22 protein-coding genes are annotated in these 20,030 nt (G+C 39.2%); 20 read left to right on the plus strand and 2 right to left on the minus strand.

Annotation, left to right across the window (positions count from 1 at the left end; translation table 11 throughout):
* The first annotated feature begins 14 nt into the window (after positions 1-14).
* From nrfD to BM192_RS07370, 17 genes are all read left to right on the plus strand, one after another.
* Positions 15-1,487, plus strand: a complete 1,473-nt coding sequence (gene nrfD / locus BM192_RS07290) for an NrfD/PsrC family molybdoenzyme membrane anchor subunit (protein WP_037440869.1) — start codon at positions 15-17, stop codon at positions 1,485-1,487.
* A gap of 2 nt (positions 1,488-1,489) precedes the next feature.
* Positions 1,490-2,026 carry a DUF3341 domain-containing protein gene (locus tag BM192_RS07295; protein ID WP_037440866.1) on the plus strand — a complete coding sequence of 179 codons (537 nt, stop codon included), beginning with the start codon at positions 1,490-1,492 and terminating at the stop codon, positions 2,024-2,026.
* Positions 2,019-2,603: a c-type cytochrome gene (locus BM192_RS07300; RefSeq protein ID WP_234797526.1), complete on the plus strand. Its 585-nt coding sequence runs from the start codon at positions 2,019-2,021 to the stop codon at positions 2,601-2,603. The genes BM192_RS07295 and BM192_RS07300 overlap by 8 nt, the downstream gene beginning before the upstream one ends.
* Before the next feature lie 14 nt (positions 2,604-2,617).
* Complete coding sequence (locus BM192_RS07305; RefSeq protein ID WP_037440863.1) at positions 2,618-3,832, plus strand: hypothetical protein; 1,215 nt, start codon at positions 2,618-2,620, stop codon at positions 3,830-3,832.
* A gap of 64 nt (positions 3,833-3,896) precedes the next feature.
* Positions 3,897-5,159, plus strand: coding sequence for a cytochrome c oxidase subunit II (locus BM192_RS07310; RefSeq protein ID WP_037440861.1), 1,263 nt, complete (start codon positions 3,897-3,899; stop codon positions 5,157-5,159).
* Between the two features lie 20 nt (positions 5,160-5,179).
* Complete coding sequence (locus BM192_RS07315; RefSeq protein WP_170844845.1) at positions 5,180-7,069, plus strand: cytochrome c oxidase subunit I; 1,890 nt, start codon at positions 5,180-5,182, stop codon at positions 7,067-7,069.
* An 85-nt stretch (positions 7,070-7,154) separates the two neighbouring features.
* On the plus strand, positions 7,155-8,213 hold the full coding sequence (locus tag BM192_RS07320; RefSeq protein ID WP_037440856.1) for a COX15/CtaA family protein: 1,059 nt from the start codon (positions 7,155-7,157) through the stop codon (positions 8,211-8,213).
* Between the two features lie 17 nt (positions 8,214-8,230).
* The gene (cyoE, locus tag BM192_RS07325) at positions 8,231-9,133 is read left to right on the plus strand and encodes a heme o synthase (protein ID WP_037440853.1); all 903 of its coding nucleotides are present in this window, start codon (positions 8,231-8,233) and stop codon (positions 9,131-9,133) included.
* Between the two features lies 1 nt (position 9,134).
* A complete protein-coding gene (locus BM192_RS07330; protein ID WP_037440851.1) occupies positions 9,135-9,725 on the plus strand; it encodes a cytochrome c oxidase subunit 3 in 591 nt (196 codons plus the stop codon).
* Positions 9,726-9,755: 30 nt separating this feature from the next.
* Complete coding sequence (locus tag BM192_RS07335; protein ID WP_037440848.1) at positions 9,756-10,463, plus strand: cytochrome c oxidase subunit 3; 708 nt, start codon at positions 9,756-9,758, stop codon at positions 10,461-10,463.
* A gap of 24 nt (positions 10,464-10,487) precedes the next feature.
* Entirely contained in the window at positions 10,488-10,847 is a 360-nt protein-coding gene (locus tag BM192_RS07340) for a cytochrome C oxidase subunit IV family protein (protein WP_037440842.1), read from the plus strand.
* Positions 10,844-11,551, plus strand: coding sequence for an SCO family protein (locus tag BM192_RS07345; protein ID WP_037440840.1), 708 nt, complete (start codon positions 10,844-10,846; stop codon positions 11,549-11,551). The genes BM192_RS07340 and BM192_RS07345 overlap by 4 nt, the downstream gene beginning before the upstream one ends.
* Before the next feature lie 21 nt (positions 11,552-11,572).
* The gene (locus tag BM192_RS07350; protein WP_037440838.1) at positions 11,573-12,148 is read left to right on the plus strand and encodes a DUF420 domain-containing protein; all 576 of its coding nucleotides are present in this window, start codon (positions 11,573-11,575) and stop codon (positions 12,146-12,148) included.
* Between the two features lie 167 nt (positions 12,149-12,315).
* Positions 12,316-12,567, plus strand: a complete 252-nt coding sequence (locus BM192_RS07355; RefSeq protein ID WP_037440836.1) for a hypothetical protein — start codon at positions 12,316-12,318, stop codon at positions 12,565-12,567.
* 13 nt (positions 12,568-12,580) lie between these two features.
* Entirely contained in the window at positions 12,581-12,979 is a 399-nt protein-coding gene (locus BM192_RS07360; protein WP_037440835.1) for a hypothetical protein, read from the plus strand.
* Positions 12,976-13,632, plus strand: a complete 657-nt coding sequence (locus BM192_RS07365; protein ID WP_037440833.1) for a DUF2461 domain-containing protein — start codon at positions 12,976-12,978, stop codon at positions 13,630-13,632. Before BM192_RS07360 ends, BM192_RS07365 begins: the two co-directional genes overlap by 4 nt.
* Positions 13,633-13,640: 8 nt before the next feature.
* The gene (locus tag BM192_RS07370) at positions 13,641-14,483 is read left to right on the plus strand and encodes an OmpA/MotB family protein (RefSeq protein ID WP_081857505.1); all 843 of its coding nucleotides are present in this window, start codon (positions 13,641-13,643) and stop codon (positions 14,481-14,483) included.
* 120 nt (positions 14,484-14,603) lie between these two features.
* On the opposite strand, the gene rfbC is transcribed toward BM192_RS07370, so the two are convergent.
* Positions 14,604-15,158: a dTDP-4-dehydrorhamnose 3,5-epimerase gene (gene rfbC / locus BM192_RS07375; RefSeq protein ID WP_037443488.1), complete on the minus strand. Its 555-nt coding sequence runs from the start codon at positions 15,156-15,158 to the stop codon at positions 14,604-14,606.
* Positions 15,159-15,162: 4 nt separating this feature from the next.
* Complete coding sequence (locus BM192_RS07380) at positions 15,163-15,465, minus strand: DUF4286 family protein (protein WP_037443492.1); 303 nt, start codon at positions 15,463-15,465, stop codon at positions 15,163-15,165.
* 249 nt (positions 15,466-15,714) lie between these two features.
* Between BM192_RS07380 and BM192_RS07385 the strand changes: the two genes are divergently transcribed.
* The 3 genes from BM192_RS07385 to BM192_RS07395 are packed head-to-tail and all read left to right on the plus strand — an operon-like array spanning position 15,715 to position 19,978.
* Positions 15,715-17,610 carry a S9 family peptidase gene (locus tag BM192_RS07385; RefSeq protein ID WP_037443494.1) on the plus strand — a complete coding sequence of 632 codons (1,896 nt, stop codon included), beginning with the start codon at positions 15,715-15,717 and terminating at the stop codon, positions 17,608-17,610.
* A 6-nt stretch (positions 17,611-17,616) separates the two neighbouring features.
* Entirely contained in the window at positions 17,617-19,284 is a 1,668-nt protein-coding gene (locus BM192_RS07390; protein WP_037443496.1) for a sensor histidine kinase, read from the plus strand.
* 4 nt (positions 19,285-19,288) lie between these two features.
* Positions 19,289-19,978 (plus strand): response regulator transcription factor, encoded by a 690-nt coding sequence (locus BM192_RS07395; protein WP_037443498.1) that lies wholly within the window; start codon positions 19,289-19,291, stop codon positions 19,976-19,978.
* Positions 19,979-20,030: the final 52 nt, after the last annotated feature.

A 20,030-nucleotide genomic window follows, 5' to 3' on the forward strand; every position in this document is an offset into this window, starting at 1 on the left:
AAAGAAAATACATTATGTCAGGACATAACGAATCAATTTTAAGAGAACCACTAATCACCGGACAGAATATCACGTATGCTAAGATTACGGATGATATTTTAACTCCGGTTGAAAACAAGCCGAACAGGGCGTGGTGGATAGGTTTTATTGCCTCCCTTTGTGGAGCCACTTTATGGCTCGTAGCCGTTAGTTATACCTTCTGGTTTGGTATCGGCGCATGGGGGCTGAATAAAACAGTAGGATGGGCCTGGGATATTACCGGCTTCGTATGGTGGGTAGGTATCGGTCACGCCGGTACACTTATTTCAGCTGTACTTTTACTGTTCCGTCAAAACTGGCGGAACTCAATTAACAGATCTGCAGAGGCGATGACCATCTTCGCCGTTATTTGCGCCGCAACATACGTTGTTTCCCACATGGGTCGTCCCTGGTTAGCTTACTGGGTATTACCTCTACCAAATCAGTTTGGTTCTTTATGGGTAAACTTTAACTCACCGCTAGTTTGGGATATGTTTGCGATTTCTACTTATTTCTCTGTATCCTTACTATTCTGGTATACAGGTCTATTACCGGATATCGCTACTATTCGTGACCGTGCTACTGGTCTTCGCCGTAAAATCTACACGATTTTCTCTTTCGGCTGGAACGGTAACGTTAAGACATGGCAACGTTTTGAGACTGTATCACTTGTGCTTGCAGGTATCTCAACGCCACTGGTTCTTTCGGTACATACAATTGTATCCATGGACTTTGCAACTTCGGTTATCCCGGGATGGCACACCACAATTTTCCCTCCTTACTTCGTTGCCGGTGCGATTTTCTCTGGTTTCGCGATGGTATTAACGTTATTACTTATCGCACGTAAGGTTCTGGGTCTTGAGAACTACATCACCATGTTCCATATTGAATCGATGAACAAAATCATCATTCTTACTGGTTCCATCGTAGGTGTGGCTTATTTAACAGAATTCTTCATCGCCTGGTACTCAGGTTCTGAATACGAAACTTATGCCTTCGTCAACCGTTCAACCGGTCCTTACTGGTGGGCATACTGGATGATGATGACTTGTAACGTAATTTCTCCTCAGTTGTTATGGTTCAAGAAAATCCGTTTAAGCATCACTGCTACTTGGATTCTCTCAATCGTAGTTAACATTGGTATGTGGTTTGAGCGTTTCGTAATTATCGTAACTTCATTACACCGTGATTACCTGCCTTCAAGTTGGGCAATGTTCTATCCGACATGGGTTGACGTAAGTGTATTTGTTGGATCAATCGGAGTATTCTTTACTTTATTCCTGTTATTCCTGAGAGTACTTCCTTCTATTGCAATCGCAGAGGTGAAAATGATTCTTAAGTCTTCTAGTGAGCAGGAAAAACTGAAACAGATTAAATCTGGTCACCTGGATAAAGCTCAGGTAAAAGAGTACGTAGAATCATTAGAGAAATTTGATAGTGTTAAACAAGAAGAATACGCAAAAATATAACAATGAGTAATATCAAATATATTTTAGGCAGTTTCGGCGATCCGGACGAAATGATGCATGGCATCGAAAAGTTACAGGAGAATAACATCTCGATTTATGATGTATATACGCCCATGCCTATCCACGGCATCGAAGCCAAACTAGGAATTAAAAGATCAAGACTGGATGTTTTCGCATTTTTCTGCGGGATCACCGGTACAGCATCTGCATTCGCATTGATCTATCTGACCTCTGTGGTAGACTGGAGACATAATATTGGAGGTAAGCCAGCTATGGCTCTACCGGATTTTATTCCAATTATGTTTGAATTAACTGTACTGTTTTGTGCATTTGGTTTAGTTGGTGCTTACTACGCGTCTACTCACCTTTTCCCGGGTAGATCACCTAGGGTAATGGATCTTAGAGCATCCAACGATAGATTTATTATCGCTGTAGATGCTAAGCAAAATGCAGAACACAGTAAAATTGACGGGTTATTAAAAGAAGCTGGTGCTATTGAAGTTAAGCACAATGAAAGGAAGTATATTAGCTATGAATAAGAATAAAATAGTTGCAGCCTCATTTGTTCTTTTGGCCTTTGTTGCGACGCTTTCAGCCTGTAAGGATAACAAAAGTACAGGACTGGAATATGCAAGAAATATGTATGATCCTCTTGCTTATAACCCTGATCAGCCGAACAATAATTTCGCTAACGGACAAACTGCACAAACTCCTCCTGCAAACACTAACCCAATAGGGTTCGTTAAGTATGAGTATGCAAATACTAAAGAAGGTTACGAAGCTGCAGGTGCAAACCTGAAGAATCCTCTTCCGCATTCTGAGCAGAACCTCTTGTCTGGTAAACATTACTATACCGTATTCTGCGGTCCTTGTCACGGTGACAATGGTGATGGTAAAGGTCATCTGGTACAAATTGAGAAATATGCCGGAGTTCCTGCTTACCATGGTGACGCTGCTTCATCACGCGGTGGTGCTATGTCAGATCTGAGCGAAGGCAAAATCTATCATACAATTATGTATGGTTTAAATAACATGGGATCACATGCTTCTCAGCTAACTCCAGATCAAAGATGGAAAGTCGTGATGTATGTTCAACAATTACAAAAAATACAATAGAAAAGCAGATATAAATGGGAACTCACAATTATAATTTTACTGAGCAGTTTGAGTTTACAGGAAAGGCGAAAACTTTAAGTATCGTGGCTATTGTCATCGGACTTGCAAGTATCGGCTATGGTTTTTCTGATCATGGACTTCATGAACGGACTTTTGCCAACCTGTTATTAATGGCGTACTACTTTGCATGTGTATGTATGTCAGGCGCATTCTTTTTAGCTGTTCAGTTTGTCGCACAGGCAGGTTGGTCTGCATCTATACTCCGTGTACCTCAGGCTATGGCCAAAGTACTACCTATTGCAGTAGTGATTTTAATCGCTATCATCGGAGCTGGTCTTTATACACATAACCTTTATCACCACTGGAATGCCCCAGGTCTTACCGACCCGACGGATCCTAACTATGATAAATTAATTGACGGTAAATCGGCATTTTTAAATGTGCCTTTCTTCCTTGCCCGTCAGGTAATATTTTTGGGAGTATATTGCTTCTTCGCTTTATTACTTTCTAAACTTTCTACCAACGAGGATCTGGAAGGTGGATTAACTTCTTATAATAAGAGTTTCAAGTACTCTTGTATATTTTTAGTTATCTACGGATTCACAACTCCAATTTTTGCTTTTGATACCGTGATGTCTCTTGAGGCTCACTGGTTCTCTACAATGTTCGGCTGGTACAACTTCGCAGCAATGTGGGTGAGTAGTCTTGCTACTATGGCAGTGATTATCATTCTGCTGAGAAAAGCAGGTTATATGCAATGGGTTAATAATAGCCACCTGCACAACCTTGGTCAGTTTATCTTTGGTTTCTCTATTTTCTGGACATATGTATGGTTTGCTCAATTTATGTTGATCTATTATGCTAACATGCCGGAAGAAACTGTGTATTTTTACAAAAGGTTTGAGTTTTACAAATTCTGGTTCTACCTGAATTTAGTAATGAACTTCCTTGCTCCGGTTCTTCTGCTGATGGACCGTGACAATAAAAGACACGAAAATATCTTACTAGGTGTTTCAATAGTGGTACTTTGCGGACACTGGGTAGATTACTACCAGATGATCATGCCGGGTACTGTAGAAGAACATAATGGTTTTGGTATTATTGAGATAGGAACAGCTATTGGATTTGTAGGATTATTTACCTTTACAGTACTGTCTGCACTAAGTAAGAGCCCGCTGATTGCAAAGAATCATCCTCTCCTTGAAGAGAGTCTGAATCACCAGTTGTAATTATTGGTTAGAGAGTATATAAATTAATAGTATAGTAGAAGTACATCGTACTACTTTTAAGAAAATGAGTTTAAGAAAATTTATAAGCAATAAGACAATAGCGGCCCTGGCAGTGATTGTTACTGTGTTTGCAAATACCAGCGCATTTGCACAAGAAGCTGCCGCCGGTGCTGCCGCTACGGCTGCAAAACCGATCGATATGTTGCCGATTTACAAATCGGTTGCATTTTATACCCTGTTATTTTTACTGGTTTGCTTATTTATAGCAATAATCGGTAAAGCTTTACGGGTATATGAGTTAACACGTGAAGCCCAGGACAAACCTGAAGGAATCAACTGGAATACCATTAATGCGGTTCTTTTCATACTTTTCTTAATAGTTGGTCTTGGCGGTGTATATTTTGAATATACAGTTCATGGTAGCATGATCCTGCCTGACGCGGCATCGGAACATGGTAAGAAAATTGATCAGATGTTTAACATTACACTGATCCTTACAACAATTGTTTTCATCGGAACACATATTGTATTGTTTGTATTCTCTTATATCTACAAACACTCCGGAAAGAGAAAAGCTTACTACTATCCGCATAACAATGCTTTAGAGCGTATCTGGACTATCGTTCCTGCTTTAGTTTTAACTGTTCTTGTTTTAATGGGCTTCCTGACCTGGAGATCAATTTTCTACAAAATTGAAGACCCTAATAATAAGCCTATAAGCATTGAAGTTACTTCTCAGCAGTTCTCCTGGACTATCCGTTATCCTGGTGCTGATGGTGTTGTTGGTTTGAAAAACTACAAACTGATCACTGGTACAAATGGTTTAGGTATGGACTTTAATGATAAGAACAACCTTGATGACCAAATGGCAGAGGAAATGGTTATTCCGGTAAATAAACCGGTAAGATTAATCTTAACTAGTAAAGACGTATTACACAGTTTTTACATGCCGCATTTCAGAGTTCAGTTAAACACTGTTCCCGGTATGACTTCTTACTTTGAATTTACGCCTACAATTACTACCGCCGATATGCAGGCAAAGGTTAATGATCCAGCTTTTAAATTCTTGTTCTTATGTTCAAAAATTTGTGGATCTGGTCACTATAATATGCAGAAAGTTGTTCGTGTTGTTTCTCAGGCTGAATATGACGCCTGGATTGCTGAGCAACCATTAATTATAAATAATGATCTGAGGAAAGAATTTAACTTACCATTAGTAGCAGATCCTGCTGCAGGAGCAACTCCGGCTGCACCTGCTGATAGTACTGCAACTGCTGGCAAAGATTCTTCTGCTGTAGCAATGAACAAACCGGCTTTAAAAAAATAATTATACTGGAATAGCGCATTATGTCAACTATAACATTACACGATACACATAACAATGATCATCATGACGGACACGATCATGGTCATCACAAGGAAACTTTTATAACGAAGTACATTTTTAGCCAGGATCACAAGATGATCGCTAAACAGTTTTTAATAACTGGTATCGTTATGGCTGTTATTGCCATGGGATTGTCGATTTTATTCCGTTTGCAATTAGCATGGCCAGATAAAAGTTTCCCTATTTTAGAGACCTTTTTAGGTAAATGGGCAGAAGGAGGAAGGATCAAACCTGATTTTTACCTTGCCCTGGTTACCATTCACGGTACCATCATGGTATTCTTTGTACTGACTGCCGGATTGAGTGGTACATTCAGTAACTTATTAATTCCGCTTCAGCTAGGTGTACGGGATATGGCTTCGCCTTTCATGAACATGCTTTCATACTGGTTATTCTTTGTAGCCTGTGTAATTATGATGGCTTCATTCTTTATTGAAACTGGACCTGCGAGTGCCGGATGGACAGTTTATCCGCCGTTATCTGCTATTCCAAAAGCTATTTCTGGTTCAGCCATGGGTATGACTTTGTGGTTAATTAGTATGGTCTTATTTGTTGCTTCTCAGCTAATGGGTGGTATCAACTATATCAGTACTGTATTAAACATGCGTACTAAAGGTATGGATCTTTGGAAAATGCCATTAACTATCTGGGCTTTCTTCCTGACAGCTATTCTGGGAGTGTTATCTTTCCCTGTATTAGTTGCTGGTGTTGTTCTGTTAATCTTTGACCGTAGTTTCGGTACAAGTTTCTATCTTTCTGATATCGTAATGGGTACACAGGTGTTACCGAATGAAGGTGGTTCTCCAATTCTTTGGCAGCATTTATTCTGGTTCCTTGGTCACCCAGAGGTATATATTGTAATTATGCCTGCATTAGGTATTTCTTCTGAGGTTATCTCTGTGAACTCAAGAAAACCAATCTTTGGTTACCATGCGATGGTTTACTCACTGATCGGTATTACAGTGTTATCATTTATCGTATGGGGTCACCACATGTTTGTAACGGGTATGAATCCATTACTGGGCGGTGTATTTATGATCACGACTTTAATTATTGCGGTTCCTTCTGCAGTAAAAACATTCAACTATCTGGCTACTTTGTGGCGCGGTAATATCAGGTTCACTCCAGCGATGCTTTGTGCAATCGGTATGGTTTCATTCTTTATCTCTGGTGGTTTAACAGGTATCTTCCTGGGTAATGCTTCACTGGATATTAACCTGCATGATACTTACTTTGTTGTTGCTCACTTTCACTTGGTAATGGGGTCTGCTGCAATCTTCGGTATGCTTGCTGGTGTTTATCACTGGTTCCCTAAGATGTTCGGTAGAATGATGAATGCTAAATTAGGTTACCTGCACTTCTGGCTTACTTTTATTTGTGCATACCTGGTATTCTTCCCATTACACTTCTTAGGTCTTGACGGTGTTCCGCGTCGTTACTATGCCTTCACTGAGTTTGAATTTATGCAGAAATGGGTTACCGTTAACGTATTTGTAACCTGGGCAGCGATTGTAGCGGCTCTGGCACAAGTAGCATTCCTGTTTAACTTCTTCTACTCAATTTTTAAAGGTAAAAAAGCTACACAGAATCCTTGGGAATCTAATACATTGGAATGGACTACGCCTGTTGAGCATATCCATGGTAACTGGCCGGGAGAAATTCCAACAGTTCACCGTTGGCCATATGATTACAGTAAACCTGGTGCAGAAGAAGATTTCATTCCTCAAACTGTTCCTTATTCTCAAACGATGCATTCAAACATGCCTCATGATTTTGAAGGTAATGCTGAGTCTGAGCGTATCCAGAGAGAATGGGATGCTGCTAACGGTATTGTGCGCGAACAGCACTAATTCCAATATAAAATAATGAATGAGGTTATCTGGTTGAGTTTATACTTAGTTCAGTAACCTCATTTTTTTTAACCTTTTCAACTACATGGTTACTAAATCTGAAAATAGATTTATCCGGCTTAACCTGATAACTTTAATCGTCACACTGGTGCTCATTCTAGCGGGTGCAGTTGTCCGCAGTACGGGTTCCGGAATGGGCTGTCCTGACTGGCCTAAGTGCTTTGATCAGTATATTCCGCCGACCTCTGTTGATCAGTTGCCCCAGGATTATAAAGAGAAGTATGTAGCTGGAAGGATTGCTAAAAACGAGCGTTTCGCAAAGCTGCTTGATAAAATGGGTAAATCTCATCTGGCTAACAGTATCCGCCATGATGAGACAATCGCCGTTCCGGAAGAGTTTAACGTCGCCAAAACCTGGACCGAGTATATTAATAGGCTTACAGGTGCCGTTACAGGGTTTTTGTTGGTCGGACTCGTCATTTGTTCTTTCGCGTATAAGGGAAAAGCCAATAGGCTTATTGTCCTGAGCTTGCTGAATGTTGTGATTGTTATTATTCAGGCCTGGCTTGGTTCAATTGTTGTTTCTACAAATCTGGTTGCCTGGATTGTAACCGTGCATATGCTGTTGGCCATAGTGATTCTTGCCATTTTGGTTTATACGCATTTTTATGCGGATAGTTTAAACAGGGAACGCACCATCATTATATCTGGTACAGGCTGGCTAAAACTATTAGTGTCGGTTTCGGTTATTCTCAGCATTATTCAGATTGTTTTTGGTACTGAAGTGCGAGAAGCTATTGATGAGGTTTCCAGAAATTTACTCTATGAACAGCGGAATACATGGGTTGCTAAAACAGGTGCCATTTTTCAGTATCACCGGGATCTCGCTATTTTTGTGGTGGTCGCTAATGTGGTGATTTATCAGTTGATGATGAACAAATTTGGGGGTAAAGCCAAAGAATTGAGAATGTCTAATATGATCATACTAGTTTTGCTGATTCAGATTGCAAGTGGATTAATATTGTCTAACTTTGCACTGCCTCCTTTCGCTCAGGCAACGCACTTAGTGTTCTCAACAGTACTGTTTACCCTGCAGTTTTACCTCTTTTTACAGGTATACCGCACACGGACTTACAATCAATAATATTAAACATACAGGAATTGAAATTATTTTTCTCAGATCTATCTAAACTCATCAAATTCAGACTTACATTTCTGGTTGTGTTTTCTGCTTCCATTACTTTTTTGATTGGATCCAGAATGCAGGTTGCCAGAGGTGAAATTCCAGGAATTGACTGGGGCAACTGGTTAATCCTGGTTGTGGGTGGGTTTCTTGTCACCGGTGCTGCGAATTGTTTTAATGAGATTATTGAAAAGGACCTGGATAAGCTAATGACCCGTACAAAGGACCGTCCGATGCCTGCTGGCAGAATGACAACCGGGCAGGGTTTGGTTATGGGACTTATTATGGGGATGTTCGGTACCTGGTTACTTGGTAAACTAAACCTTGAAACCGGACTGATCTCTGTCTTTTCTATCCTGTTATACGCATTTGCTTATACACCTTTAAAAAGAAAATCTCCTATTGCCGTATTTGTCGGTGCTATTCCAGGAGCGTTACCCCCACTTATCGGCTACTTAGCTGCAATGGGGCATGTTAAACACTTCTTGCCTATTGATTATGAAATAGCAGGGATATTATTTTTAGTTCAGTTCGTATGGCAGTTCCCACATTTCTGGGCTATAGCATGGGTGCTGGATGATGATTACAAAAAGGCTGGATTCCGTTTGCTGCCGACAAAGAAACGTGATCGCGTTAGCGCTGCATTTGTATTTATTAGTGCGTTAGTCTTGATTCCGGTTAGTCTGATGCCCACATTTTACGGATTCGGTGGGTATTATATTGCTGGGTTTTCCCTGATTGCAGGGTTATGGTTCCTTTGGTATGCTTATAAGCTGCTGGTAAACCTGGATATCGAAAGTGCGAGAAAAGTTATGTTTGCTTCATTCTTTTATATCCCATTGGTTCAATTGATTTTGTTATTTGATTTTATAGGTAAATAATATGGTACATACATTAAAACAGGAAGATGTAGAACACGATTTACAATCTTCAACCAAAGCCAAGAAATTCGTACTCTGGCTGTTTGTAGTTTCTTCGACAATTATGTTTGGAGGATTTACGAGTTATTACATCGTTTTTGCAGCATCTAAGGGCAAAGGACATGGTCTGGTTTTACCGGATATGTTCACTTACAGTACATTGGTACTTGTTCTAAGTAGTATTTGTCTGTTTTTTGCAGCTCGTGCTGTACGTCAGCAGAATATTAGTGCACAAAGGAGCCTGCTTTGGGTTACATTAGCACTCGGACTTGGATTTGGTTATTTACAGGTCGATGCATGGTCTGCTTTATATCAGACCGGAGCGACATTAGTTAATAACAATGCTGCAATTTCGGTCATTTACATTGTTTCCGGAATGCACTTACTGCATATCTTTGCAGGCGTTTGTTTTATTTTAAACAGCCTTTGGGGATCTTATACTAAGGTTCCGCAGGAGAATGCGGTTTATCGTATTGAAATTGCTTCTATATTTTGGCATTTTATAGATATATTATGGATATATCTTTATGTTTTTTTACTTTTGAACAGTTAGACTTTTTAACAAACTATTACAATTTTTAAAATGAATTCATTATCACAATTAGATCAGGTAAAAACTACTCCATGGAGTGGCGGCCGTTCACCGTGGTCGGTAGAATACGGAAAAATAATGATGTGGTTTTTCTTGCTATCTGATGCATTTACATTCTCTTCCTTATTAGTATACTACGGAGCTCAACGTTTCTCTAAGTTTACATGGCCTGATCCGGATCTGGTTTTCCAATCTATCCCGGGTATTGTGGATACAGGTGCGCCTTTGGTGTTTGTAGGTATCATGACTTTTATCCTGATTATGAGTTCAGTTACTATGGTTCTTGCTGTAGAAGCTGGTCATAGAATGGCGAAAAAAGAAGTTGTAGGCTGGATGGTCGCTACAATTATCGGTGGTTTCATGTTCCTTGGCTGTCAGGCATTGGAGTGGAGTCACTTACACCATGAAGGCTTCTGGTGGGGATCTATTCCTGCAGCTGATAGGTTACAGGATTTCTTTGTAGGCCCGGTTTCCAATGTTTCTGCATTACAGTTTGCTAACTTATTCTTTACGATCACCGGTTTTCACGGTTTCCACGTATTTACGGGTGTCCTTTTAAATATTATCATTCTGATTATGGCGATGAACGGTACATTTGAAAAACGTGGTCATTACCTCATGGTTGAGAAAGTTGGACTTTACTGGCACTTTGTTGACTTGGTTTGGGTATTCGTATTTACCTTCTTCTACCTAGTATAATTTTCCATCTTTAATCTTAATCACATGTCTGAACATAACATACAAAATACAGAAGAACATGCACATGATGAGCATGCTGGTCTAAGCAAATCTAAAATCTGGCAGGTATTTTTTATCCTGTTAGGTATTACGGTAGTTGAATTTATCATAGCCCTGGTTATTTTGCCAAAAGGTATGATGGGACATACGACAGGTAACGTTCTTTATATTTTACTTACAATTCTGAAAGCATATTATATCGTTGCTTACTTTATGCACCTTAAGTTTGAAAAAACCGGTCTACAGCTCGCGCTTGGGCTAGCCTTTATATTTATTATATACTTCATTGTTCTAATGCTTATAGAAGGCGGGTATCTTCATTTACACATGTCACTTCATCCATGAGGTTAACTTCAATAAAGAAAGTATTAATCCTGGTATCGATTTTAGCGGTACCAGGATTTTTATATTATGCACTCGTTAAAGAAGGTAAAAACCGGTATAAGCCTTTGCCTTTTTTTGGCCCTAAAGAGGTTGCATCGACTTTCCATTCCAAAATGGGCAAACAAATTCCTGACACTATCTATCATATGCTTCCCGACTTTAAATTGTTGAATCAAGCTGCTGACAGTGTAACCTGGAAGTCGTATGAAGGAAAGATTATAGTGCTGAATCTATTTTACACACAGGGTGATAACTATGCAGTTGAATTTGCCGGTAAGGCAATGAAAAACTATATGAACACTTATAGGAAGAATCCACTGGTTCATGCGATAAGCTTAAGTATAGATCCGGTTGCAGATAAACCTTCAGAATTGAAAAAATATGCTGACAAAATTGGTGCGAATGCCGGTAAATGGGATTTGTTATCAGGAGACAGTACGGAAATCTATCAATGGATTAATAAGGGACTTTATATAGATGCTCACCAGGGTATAGAGAATGGTGAGAAGAAGTTTATATACAGTAACCTTTTTGTACTACTGGACCCACAGCATAGAATCCGGGGGTATTACGATGCGACTAACCAGGAAGCACTCTCTAAACTCGATGATGAAATTAAAGTTCTTATTGCTGAAGAACTCAGAAATGTCCGTGATGGCAGATAATGCCCAACAATTTAGCTAAACATGACTACTTTAAATGATAAATTTTTCCTGCGTCTCATCTGGATTGTGACTGCAGTAGTACTTGTTGTCGTAATTGCATTGAAGCTTGTTCCGGCACCGGAAACAAAACCTTCATTTATTTATTTGCTGCCACATTTGATTGGCGGTATCAACGCAACCTGTGCTGTATTACTTGTAATTTCCCTGATCTTTATCAAGAAGAAAAATATTCAGGCCCATAAAATCACCAACATAATTACATTTATGTTGTCTGCAGTGTTTCTTATATTCTATATTCTCTTTCACCTATACGAGAAAGACACCAAATATGGTGATATTGACCATAATGGGATTTTAGATGCAGCTGAACTCGCGGCAGTAGGCGCTACGCGAATGATTTACTTCTTTATTCTAATTACCCACATCATTCTTGCTGTAATTGTGTTGCCACTTATTCTGGTGAGTTTCCTGCGCGGTTTCAGTATGCAGGTTGAGCGTCACCGTAAGATCGTAAGATGGGCATTTCCTGTTTGGTTATATGTTGCTGTATCGGGAGTTATTGTATACTTGATGATCAGTCCATACTATAACTTTTAAGATTAGTATAATTAGCGGATACAGTTCTTTTTTGACATCACTGTGTGAATCGCCCCTTGCTATCTGAATGCTATAAAGTTTATATTTGTTGTCATGCCAATAGGCTTATTATAAGCTGAGATTATATATACCGCATGGTTTGCTTTGAATTAAAAAATATCATACACATGAAAAAGTTTTTAATTATCTGTCTGCTTTTCTGCAGTGCTTTTATCGGCACTGGAATTTCAACTGCCTCTGCGCAATGTGCTATGTGTTCGATCAGTGCTGAACAAGGTACTAAGAATGGTAATACACAGGGAAAGGGATTAAATACTGGCATTGTTTATCTGCTGGTTATTCCATATATCTTAATTGCTGGTATCGGTGTTTTATGGTATAAAAAGTATCGTACTTCAAAGTTTACGCAAAGCTCCTGATCGGTTGCCGGATATGGTAAAAACCACAAAGCTATCGGCAGTAATTAACGGAAAATGTCCGCACTGCAGAAGAGGCGACATATTTACTGGAAACCTGTATGGATTTAATTTACAGCGTACGAACGAGAATTGCGGTCATTGCGGACAGCGCTATGAAATTGAACCTGGATACTTTTATGCGGCGATGTATGTCAGCTATGCTATGAATGTAACTGAGATGATCGCTACAGGCTTTGCGACCTATATATTTTCTGGCGGTAATCTGGAGTTCGATTCTCTATGGTTATATGTTTCCGTTATTTTTGGAGGCTGTTTTCTGCTTTCCCCATTTAATTACAGATATTCCCGAATTATTTTATTGCACTGGCTCTCCCCGAGAATCGGTTACAATCCAATATATGACAGACCATGATTAAACCTGAAAGCCTTAATTTTTTAGTGGAACTCGCTGCCAATAACAATAGAGAGTGGTTTGCAATCCATAAACCCCGTTATGAAGTGGCAAGAGAGGACGTCCTTAATTGGGTCGAAGAGTTGATTCCCTTACTTGCAGCTGCCGACCCCGCTTTTCCACTGGAAACTAATCCTAAAAAGTGCCTGATGCGGATCTATAGAGATGTCCGTTTTAGTAAGAATAAAGATCCTTATAAGAATAATTATGGGATTTCTTTTGCTGTAAAACAAAATGGAGGACCCGATTACTACCTTCACATCCAGCCTGGCAATTCATTTTTCGCAGCAGGATCCTGGATGCCACAGGCTTCAGATTTGAAACTCATTAGAGAAGAGATTGATTATAGTGCAGAAGAGTTTCAGGAAATTGTCAATGAGAAGCAATTCAGCAGTCAGTTTGAGTTATCTTACTCCGATACGCTGAAGAAAGCTCCCAAAGGATATGATCCGGAAAATCCTATGATTGATTATTTAAGATTGAAGAGTTTTATAGCTTCATTTCCGATTTCCGATACTGACCTTTTTAAACCCGAAATAAACAATCAATTAAAAAAAGCTTTTCAGGGAGTCTATCCTTTTGTTTCCTTCCTCAGAAAAGCATTAGACCAATAAATAAGATGATTAAACGAATTTTTCTATTTTCTGCCGTTGGATTAATGGTGAGTGCATTTACGTCATGTGTTGTAATGTCCCCTAAAAAATATAAAGCTTTGCTGGCGAATAGAGACTCTCTCAATACAGATCTGGGCAGCGCAAGGAACTCCAATGAAAGCCTTGAAAAGACTATCGGACGTTTGAAGCAGGATACAGCAGACTTATATGGTAAGCTGAATGAATTAGGCGGCAAATATAAAGATGTAGACGGCAAGTATAAAACACTCAAGAGTAACAGTTCATCAGCAATTAGTAAGCTGTCTGATGACCTTAAAAAACGTGAACAAAGGCTGAAAGAAGTCGAAGATGTATTACGCAAACGTGATGAAGCAACAAATCAGCTCAAAGAGAAACTACAGCAGGCTTTATTAGGCTTTACAAAAAGCGGGCTGACAGTTGAGATGAAAGACGGTAAAGTATATGTTTCGCTGATGGATAAGTTATTGTTCCCATCCGGCAGTATCGTTATTGATGAGAAGGGGAAACAAGCCTTGACTCAGCTTGCTAAAGTATTGAAAGAACAGCCTGAGATCATTATTGCTGTCGAAGGCCATACTGATTCGCAGAAAATAAATAATCTGGGGCAGATCAAAGATAACTGGGATCTGAGTGTGCTACGGTCCACTTCGGTAGTTCGTTTTCTAACTGAGAATGAAAAAGTTCCCGGGGTTCGGTTAACTGCCACTGGAAAAGGAGAATTCCAGCCTTTGGAATCTAATTCGTCAGCGGACGGCCGAAGCAGAAACAGGAGAATCGAGGTGGTATTATCACCAAAATTGGATGAATTATATAATTTGATTAAGCAATAATCGTGTTATAAACTATAAAACAAAAGCGGCTGTATCATTAAATGAAAAATGATACAGCCGCTTTTGTTTTATAGGAAAATGATTCGTTATCTTTTATGTTGAAGACTTACGGTAAAGCTATTAGAATGGACTTTCCAGATCATCGAATGAAGCCAGTACACGGTCTTTATCAGAAAGTAAAAATTCAGATTCAGCTAAATGACTCGTCCAGTCAATATTCAGATCCTTATCATTCCACATTACACCGATCTCCGCACCTTTATCAAAATATCCGGTCACTTTGTAACTGAAAATAGTGTTGTCTTCTAAGGTTAAAAAACCATGTAGAAATCCAGGCGGAACCCATAGCTGTTTGTTGTTTTCGCCGCTAAGTTCAACACTGAAATTCTTACCATAGGTTGTAGAATTTTTTCTGATATCAACTGCTACATCCAGCACTTTGCCCTGAATCACTCTAACTAATTTACCCTGTGGAGAGGGGAAGTTCTGAGCATGCATACCTCTGAGTGTGCCTTTCTGTGAAAAGCTCTGATTATCTTGTACAAACTCTGCTTTAATTCCGGCTTCTGCCAGTACTTTAGCATTGTAGCTTTCGAAAAAATAACCTCTGTTATCCTGCCATACTTTAGGTTCGATAACATACAGGTCATGTATAGGAGTAGGGATTATATTCATATTATTAATCTATAAATTCCATAATGGTGTTAAAGGATACATATTTGTCCTTGAACATGATATTCATCCGTTCAATAAACGCAGGTGCATAGTCATTTTGATAAATATCGCATGCTTCCTGATTTTCTGCAATAAATTGCACACAATAGGTAAGTCCTTCGTTTGGTGAATCTACTACCTTTAGTAAACGTTTAGAAATGAACAGGCCAGTTTCCATTAGTTCAGGCAGGTATTCTCCCTGCATCCATTGCATCCAGGCTCCGGCTGAAGCCTCTTCAATAATTAAAGTTGCGTTGTATAATAGCATGTTGCAAATATATCATATTGAATCCATTTGATAGGTGATTTCTATGTTCATAATTCTCCCGAAGGCACGAAAAACTCAATGCCAATGTGTATATAAAAATGCACGTATTTTAATTGTTACGTACTTTTGTTTTGCTTCAAATGAAATTTCATTATTTTGAACTATTAACGGAGTTAGAAAAGTAACAATATTGGTGTACTCCAATAATACACAAAAGCCGTTATGTATTTTTGCACGCTACACTATGCTATGAATGTAAAGCTTAAACTACTGTTGCCGGTTCTCTTCCTGCTATTCTGCAATGCCTGCAAACCGGAAAAAACAGTAAGGATAATCCCTGTAGCTGACTTTTTTAAATCTCTGGATAAGAGTTTATACAGTATCTCTCCCGATGGGAAGAAATTATCCTTTGTGCAGGTACAAGGTAAAAAGCAAAATCTTTTTGTAGAAGATCTCGCTACAGGGACGACAGAGCAGATCACGAAATTCGAAGAAAAAAATATTAAATATTATTTCTGGGTTAGTAATGAAGAACTAATTTATTATAAAGAGAAAGCAGGAGCGGAGCGATTTTCGGATATTTTTATAATAGACCGAAACGGCGACAATGAACGTCAGTTAAGTAATAATGGCAGGAGTCGTATGCGCGTACTCAAAGAAAAACTGATAGACGAAAAATATCTGTTAGTTTCATCTAACCGCAGGGATTCTTCGGTATTTGATGTCTATCGCTTAAATGTCAGAAACGGGAAGATGGATATGGCGGCGCGGAATCCCGGTAATATTATTGATTGGTTTACTGATTCAAAAGGAAACCTGAGGCTTGCTACATCCAGCGATGGTGTGAATCAGACGTTGTGGTACAGGGAGAAAGAAAATCAACCGTTTAAAGCCGTGGTGACGAATAATTTTAAATCTACCTTTAAACCATTATCTATTTCAGAACAGAATCCGAATATAGTTTATGCTATTTCTGATGTAAACAGAGATAAATGCGCGCTTGTAGAGATAGACTGTAATAAAGGAAAAGAAAGTAAAGTACTCTTTAGTAATGATACGCTTAACGTCGTAGATGCACAATACTCATCCTCTAAGAAGAAGTTCTCCTTTGTGATTTGTGAGACCTGGAAGAAAGAAAAATTCTATCTGGATAGCAATGCAAAGAAGCTGTACAGCAAACTGGATCAGCTTTTGCCAGGTACGGAATCCCGGATTATTGATCGTGATATTGCCGAGAACCTGTATGTGGTTAGAACATTTACCGACAGGAATCCAGGCTCTTATTACCTGTATGATGTGAAGAAACAGAATGTGCGTAAGCTTAGCGACTTTAATCCGGTGATCAAAGAATCGGAGATGAATGAAATGAAGCCTGTTACTTTTAAGGCGCGTGATGGTCTGAAGATCCAGGGTTATCTTACCTTGCCACAACATCGGAATCCAGTTAATTTACCAGTAGTAGTATTGCCGCACAATGGTCCGGGAAATAGAAATATCTGGGAATATAATGCTGAAGTTAAGTTTTTGGCCAACCGTGGATATGCTGTCTTTCAGATGAATTACCGGGGATCATCGGGATATGGTAAGAACTTCATGGCAGCAGGGTTTAAACAATGGGGTGGTAAAATTCAGGAAGATATTCATGACGGCGTGAAATGGCTGATTAATGAAGGAGTTGCGAATCCATCCAAAATCGCTATTTATGGGACAGGCTTTGGTGGCTATATTGCCTTAAATAGCTTATATTCAAGTCCGGGTATGTATGTTTGTGGCGGGTCGAATTCAGGAGTCATTAATTTATTCAGTTATTTAAAATCAATTCCACCATTTTTAACACCAAATCTGCAGATGTATTACGAAATTATTGGAAATCCGGTAACAGAAGTGGACTATATGCGTCAGGCATCTCCGGTGTTTCATGCCGATAAAATCCAGGTTCCTGTGTTTATCGCACAAAACCCGCAGGATCCGAGAAGTAATTCGGGAGAGGCCATTCAATTTGTTAAAGAGCTGAAGAAAAGAAATGTAGAAGTGACTTATCTGGAAAAAGAATACAGCGAGTTTTCCCCTCAGGGTGAAGATGTCCGTCAGAAACTTTATACAGCATTGGAACATTTCCTGTCCAACAATTTATCGGGCAAATAGTAAATTATGCATTCTGAACATTACAGCGGCTACCGTAAAAACTTCTCCCTGATTCTGATATTTATCGTCTTAATCTCGGTGCTTTTTATCCTGTCCCTGTTTCTTGCCTATAATTTCAGTAAAAAGTTTATAGAGAATGAGTTTGTCTCTGAAAAGGTTAAAGTACTAGAAGAAAGTATCAAACCTTATAATGAGTTCTTTCAGAATAAAGTGCCGGAGATATCTTATTATAACGGATACCTCGACTCCGCTACTACAGCGAAATTTGTGGATACTATTTTAAAAACCTATCCCTTTGTTTCTAAGGTTGTCTTTTATGATCTTGAGGTTAATAACGGACCAGTCAGAGACGGTCTTAATACCGGACAGTTCTCCCTAGGCCCGAAATTGGTCTATCAGTTTGGAGATTTAGTGCCTATGGACTCCGTGAAGCTTTTTTCCAGGGACGAGACAAAAAAATTCAATCACAGGGATGATTTCAATGCTCTGGGTATCAAACTCATATCTTACGTTGAAAATCTCGACACAACAAAAGTGCCGGCACAGGATGAGCTATTTACAAATTTCAGTAATATCCGGTCTAATAAGATCACCTATCTTAATATCCCCCGTTTTGAAGATCTGAAAATTTATAAAGAGATGCTGCGTAACAAGCTGCACCCGTCGCCTGTTTACCAGCAGGATATGTTATCATTTCATATGGATCCTTATAAGATCCGGATTATCAATTCGCGCCCGCTGTTATATCAGAACATCAGAATAGAGCCGCTTACTTACGATCCTTTGAATACCTCATCTGAATATATTGCAACGGAGATTGCCCTTCCCGGTCCGTTCTCCGACTATAAGCTCTATTTTATTTCAGCCAAATCATTCGTGGATAAAGAGATCAGAAGTTATTTTATTCCAATTTCGCTCGTCATGCTGCTGTTTTATAGTCTGCTCGTATTGGTTGCGTATCTTATTTTCCGGAATCTGAATATTAACCACCGGATGTTTAAGCTGCAATACGATTTCGTGAATAACCTTACCCATGAGTTTAAAACGCCCGTCAGTGTCATTAAAATAGCTGGAAACAATATCAAGAGTGCTGCATCGCTTACAGAAAGAGAGCTGAAGATGTACGGTAAGATTTTGGATGAAGAAGCAGATAAGCTCAATGGACTGATGAATAAATTACTGGCCTTCACACAAATTGAAAATAACGCCATAGAGCTCAACAAGGATATCGTAAATATGGAAGATTTTATAGAAAGTACTATCGAATCCCATACATTGAAACACCCCGACTTTAATGTGACTTATGAAGTTTCAGGTTTCAGCACTTTTATTACAGATCCCGTACTTTTAGGAAGTCTTTTTGATAATTTAGCAGAGAACGCCTATAAATATTCCAGACCAGAACTTAAAAGGCTGCATATTACGGCGCGGTTGATAAAAGGAAAAATTGTGCTTAGGTTTACAGATCAGGGGATAGGTATTCCGGCACCGGAGATTAATCATATCTTCAAGAAATTTTATAGAATCCAAAATCAGTATAATCAAAATGGAAGCGTGGGGCTTGGCCTTGCATTCTGTAAAGAACTGGTTAACTATATGAGTGGAGAGATAAGCGTAAAAAGTAAAGTAAACAAAGGAACAGAGTTTAAAATCGTACTGCCTTATAACAATTAATGATATGTCTAAAGGAATTAAAATACTGATAGTTGAGGATGATGAAAATTTAAGATTCTTGGTTGTTCACCGTCTGAAATCCGAAGGATATGAGATCCTGGAGAATGGCGATGGTGAAACAGCAGTCAGAACGATTATGGACGAAAAGCCGGATATTGTTTTACTGGACTGGATGCTGCCGGGAAAACAAGGCTCGGAAGTCTGCGAAGAAGTTCGTAAGCAGGGATTCGATAAATTAATTATTATGATGACTGCCAAGGCACAGGATGTCGATAAGATCGACGCTTATACATTTGGTGTTTCTGACTATGTGACCAAGCCATTTAATATGGATGTACTGGTTGCCATGCTGGAAAGCAAAGTGAAGTTTTTGCTTAATAACGACCGTTCGGAGATACACCGTTTTGGCGACATGGAGCACCATCCGAATATTCATACCCTTTTCAGAAGCGGCAAAAAAATTGAGTTAACTATTCTGGAGAACAGAATTCTTTTATATTTCCTTAGAAATCCGAACAAGGTCATTAACCGGGACGAGCTGATGCTGGTTGTCTGGGGGTACAATTCTGATGTGAATACCCGTACGCTGGACATGCATATCGTAAGATTGAGAAAGAAAATTGAACTCAATCCGGACAATCCGCAATTATTGCAGACTGTAAGAGGTATTGGTTACCGTTTTAATGCAGGTTAATACAGCTTAGAATTAGAGTAGAGAACAAAATAATCAAAAGACATAAAAAAAG

The sequence above is a fragment of the Pedobacter antarcticus genome (assembly GCF_900112985.1).
Classification (GTDB): Bacteria; Bacteroidota; Bacteroidia; order Sphingobacteriales; family Sphingobacteriaceae; genus Pedobacter; species Pedobacter antarcticus.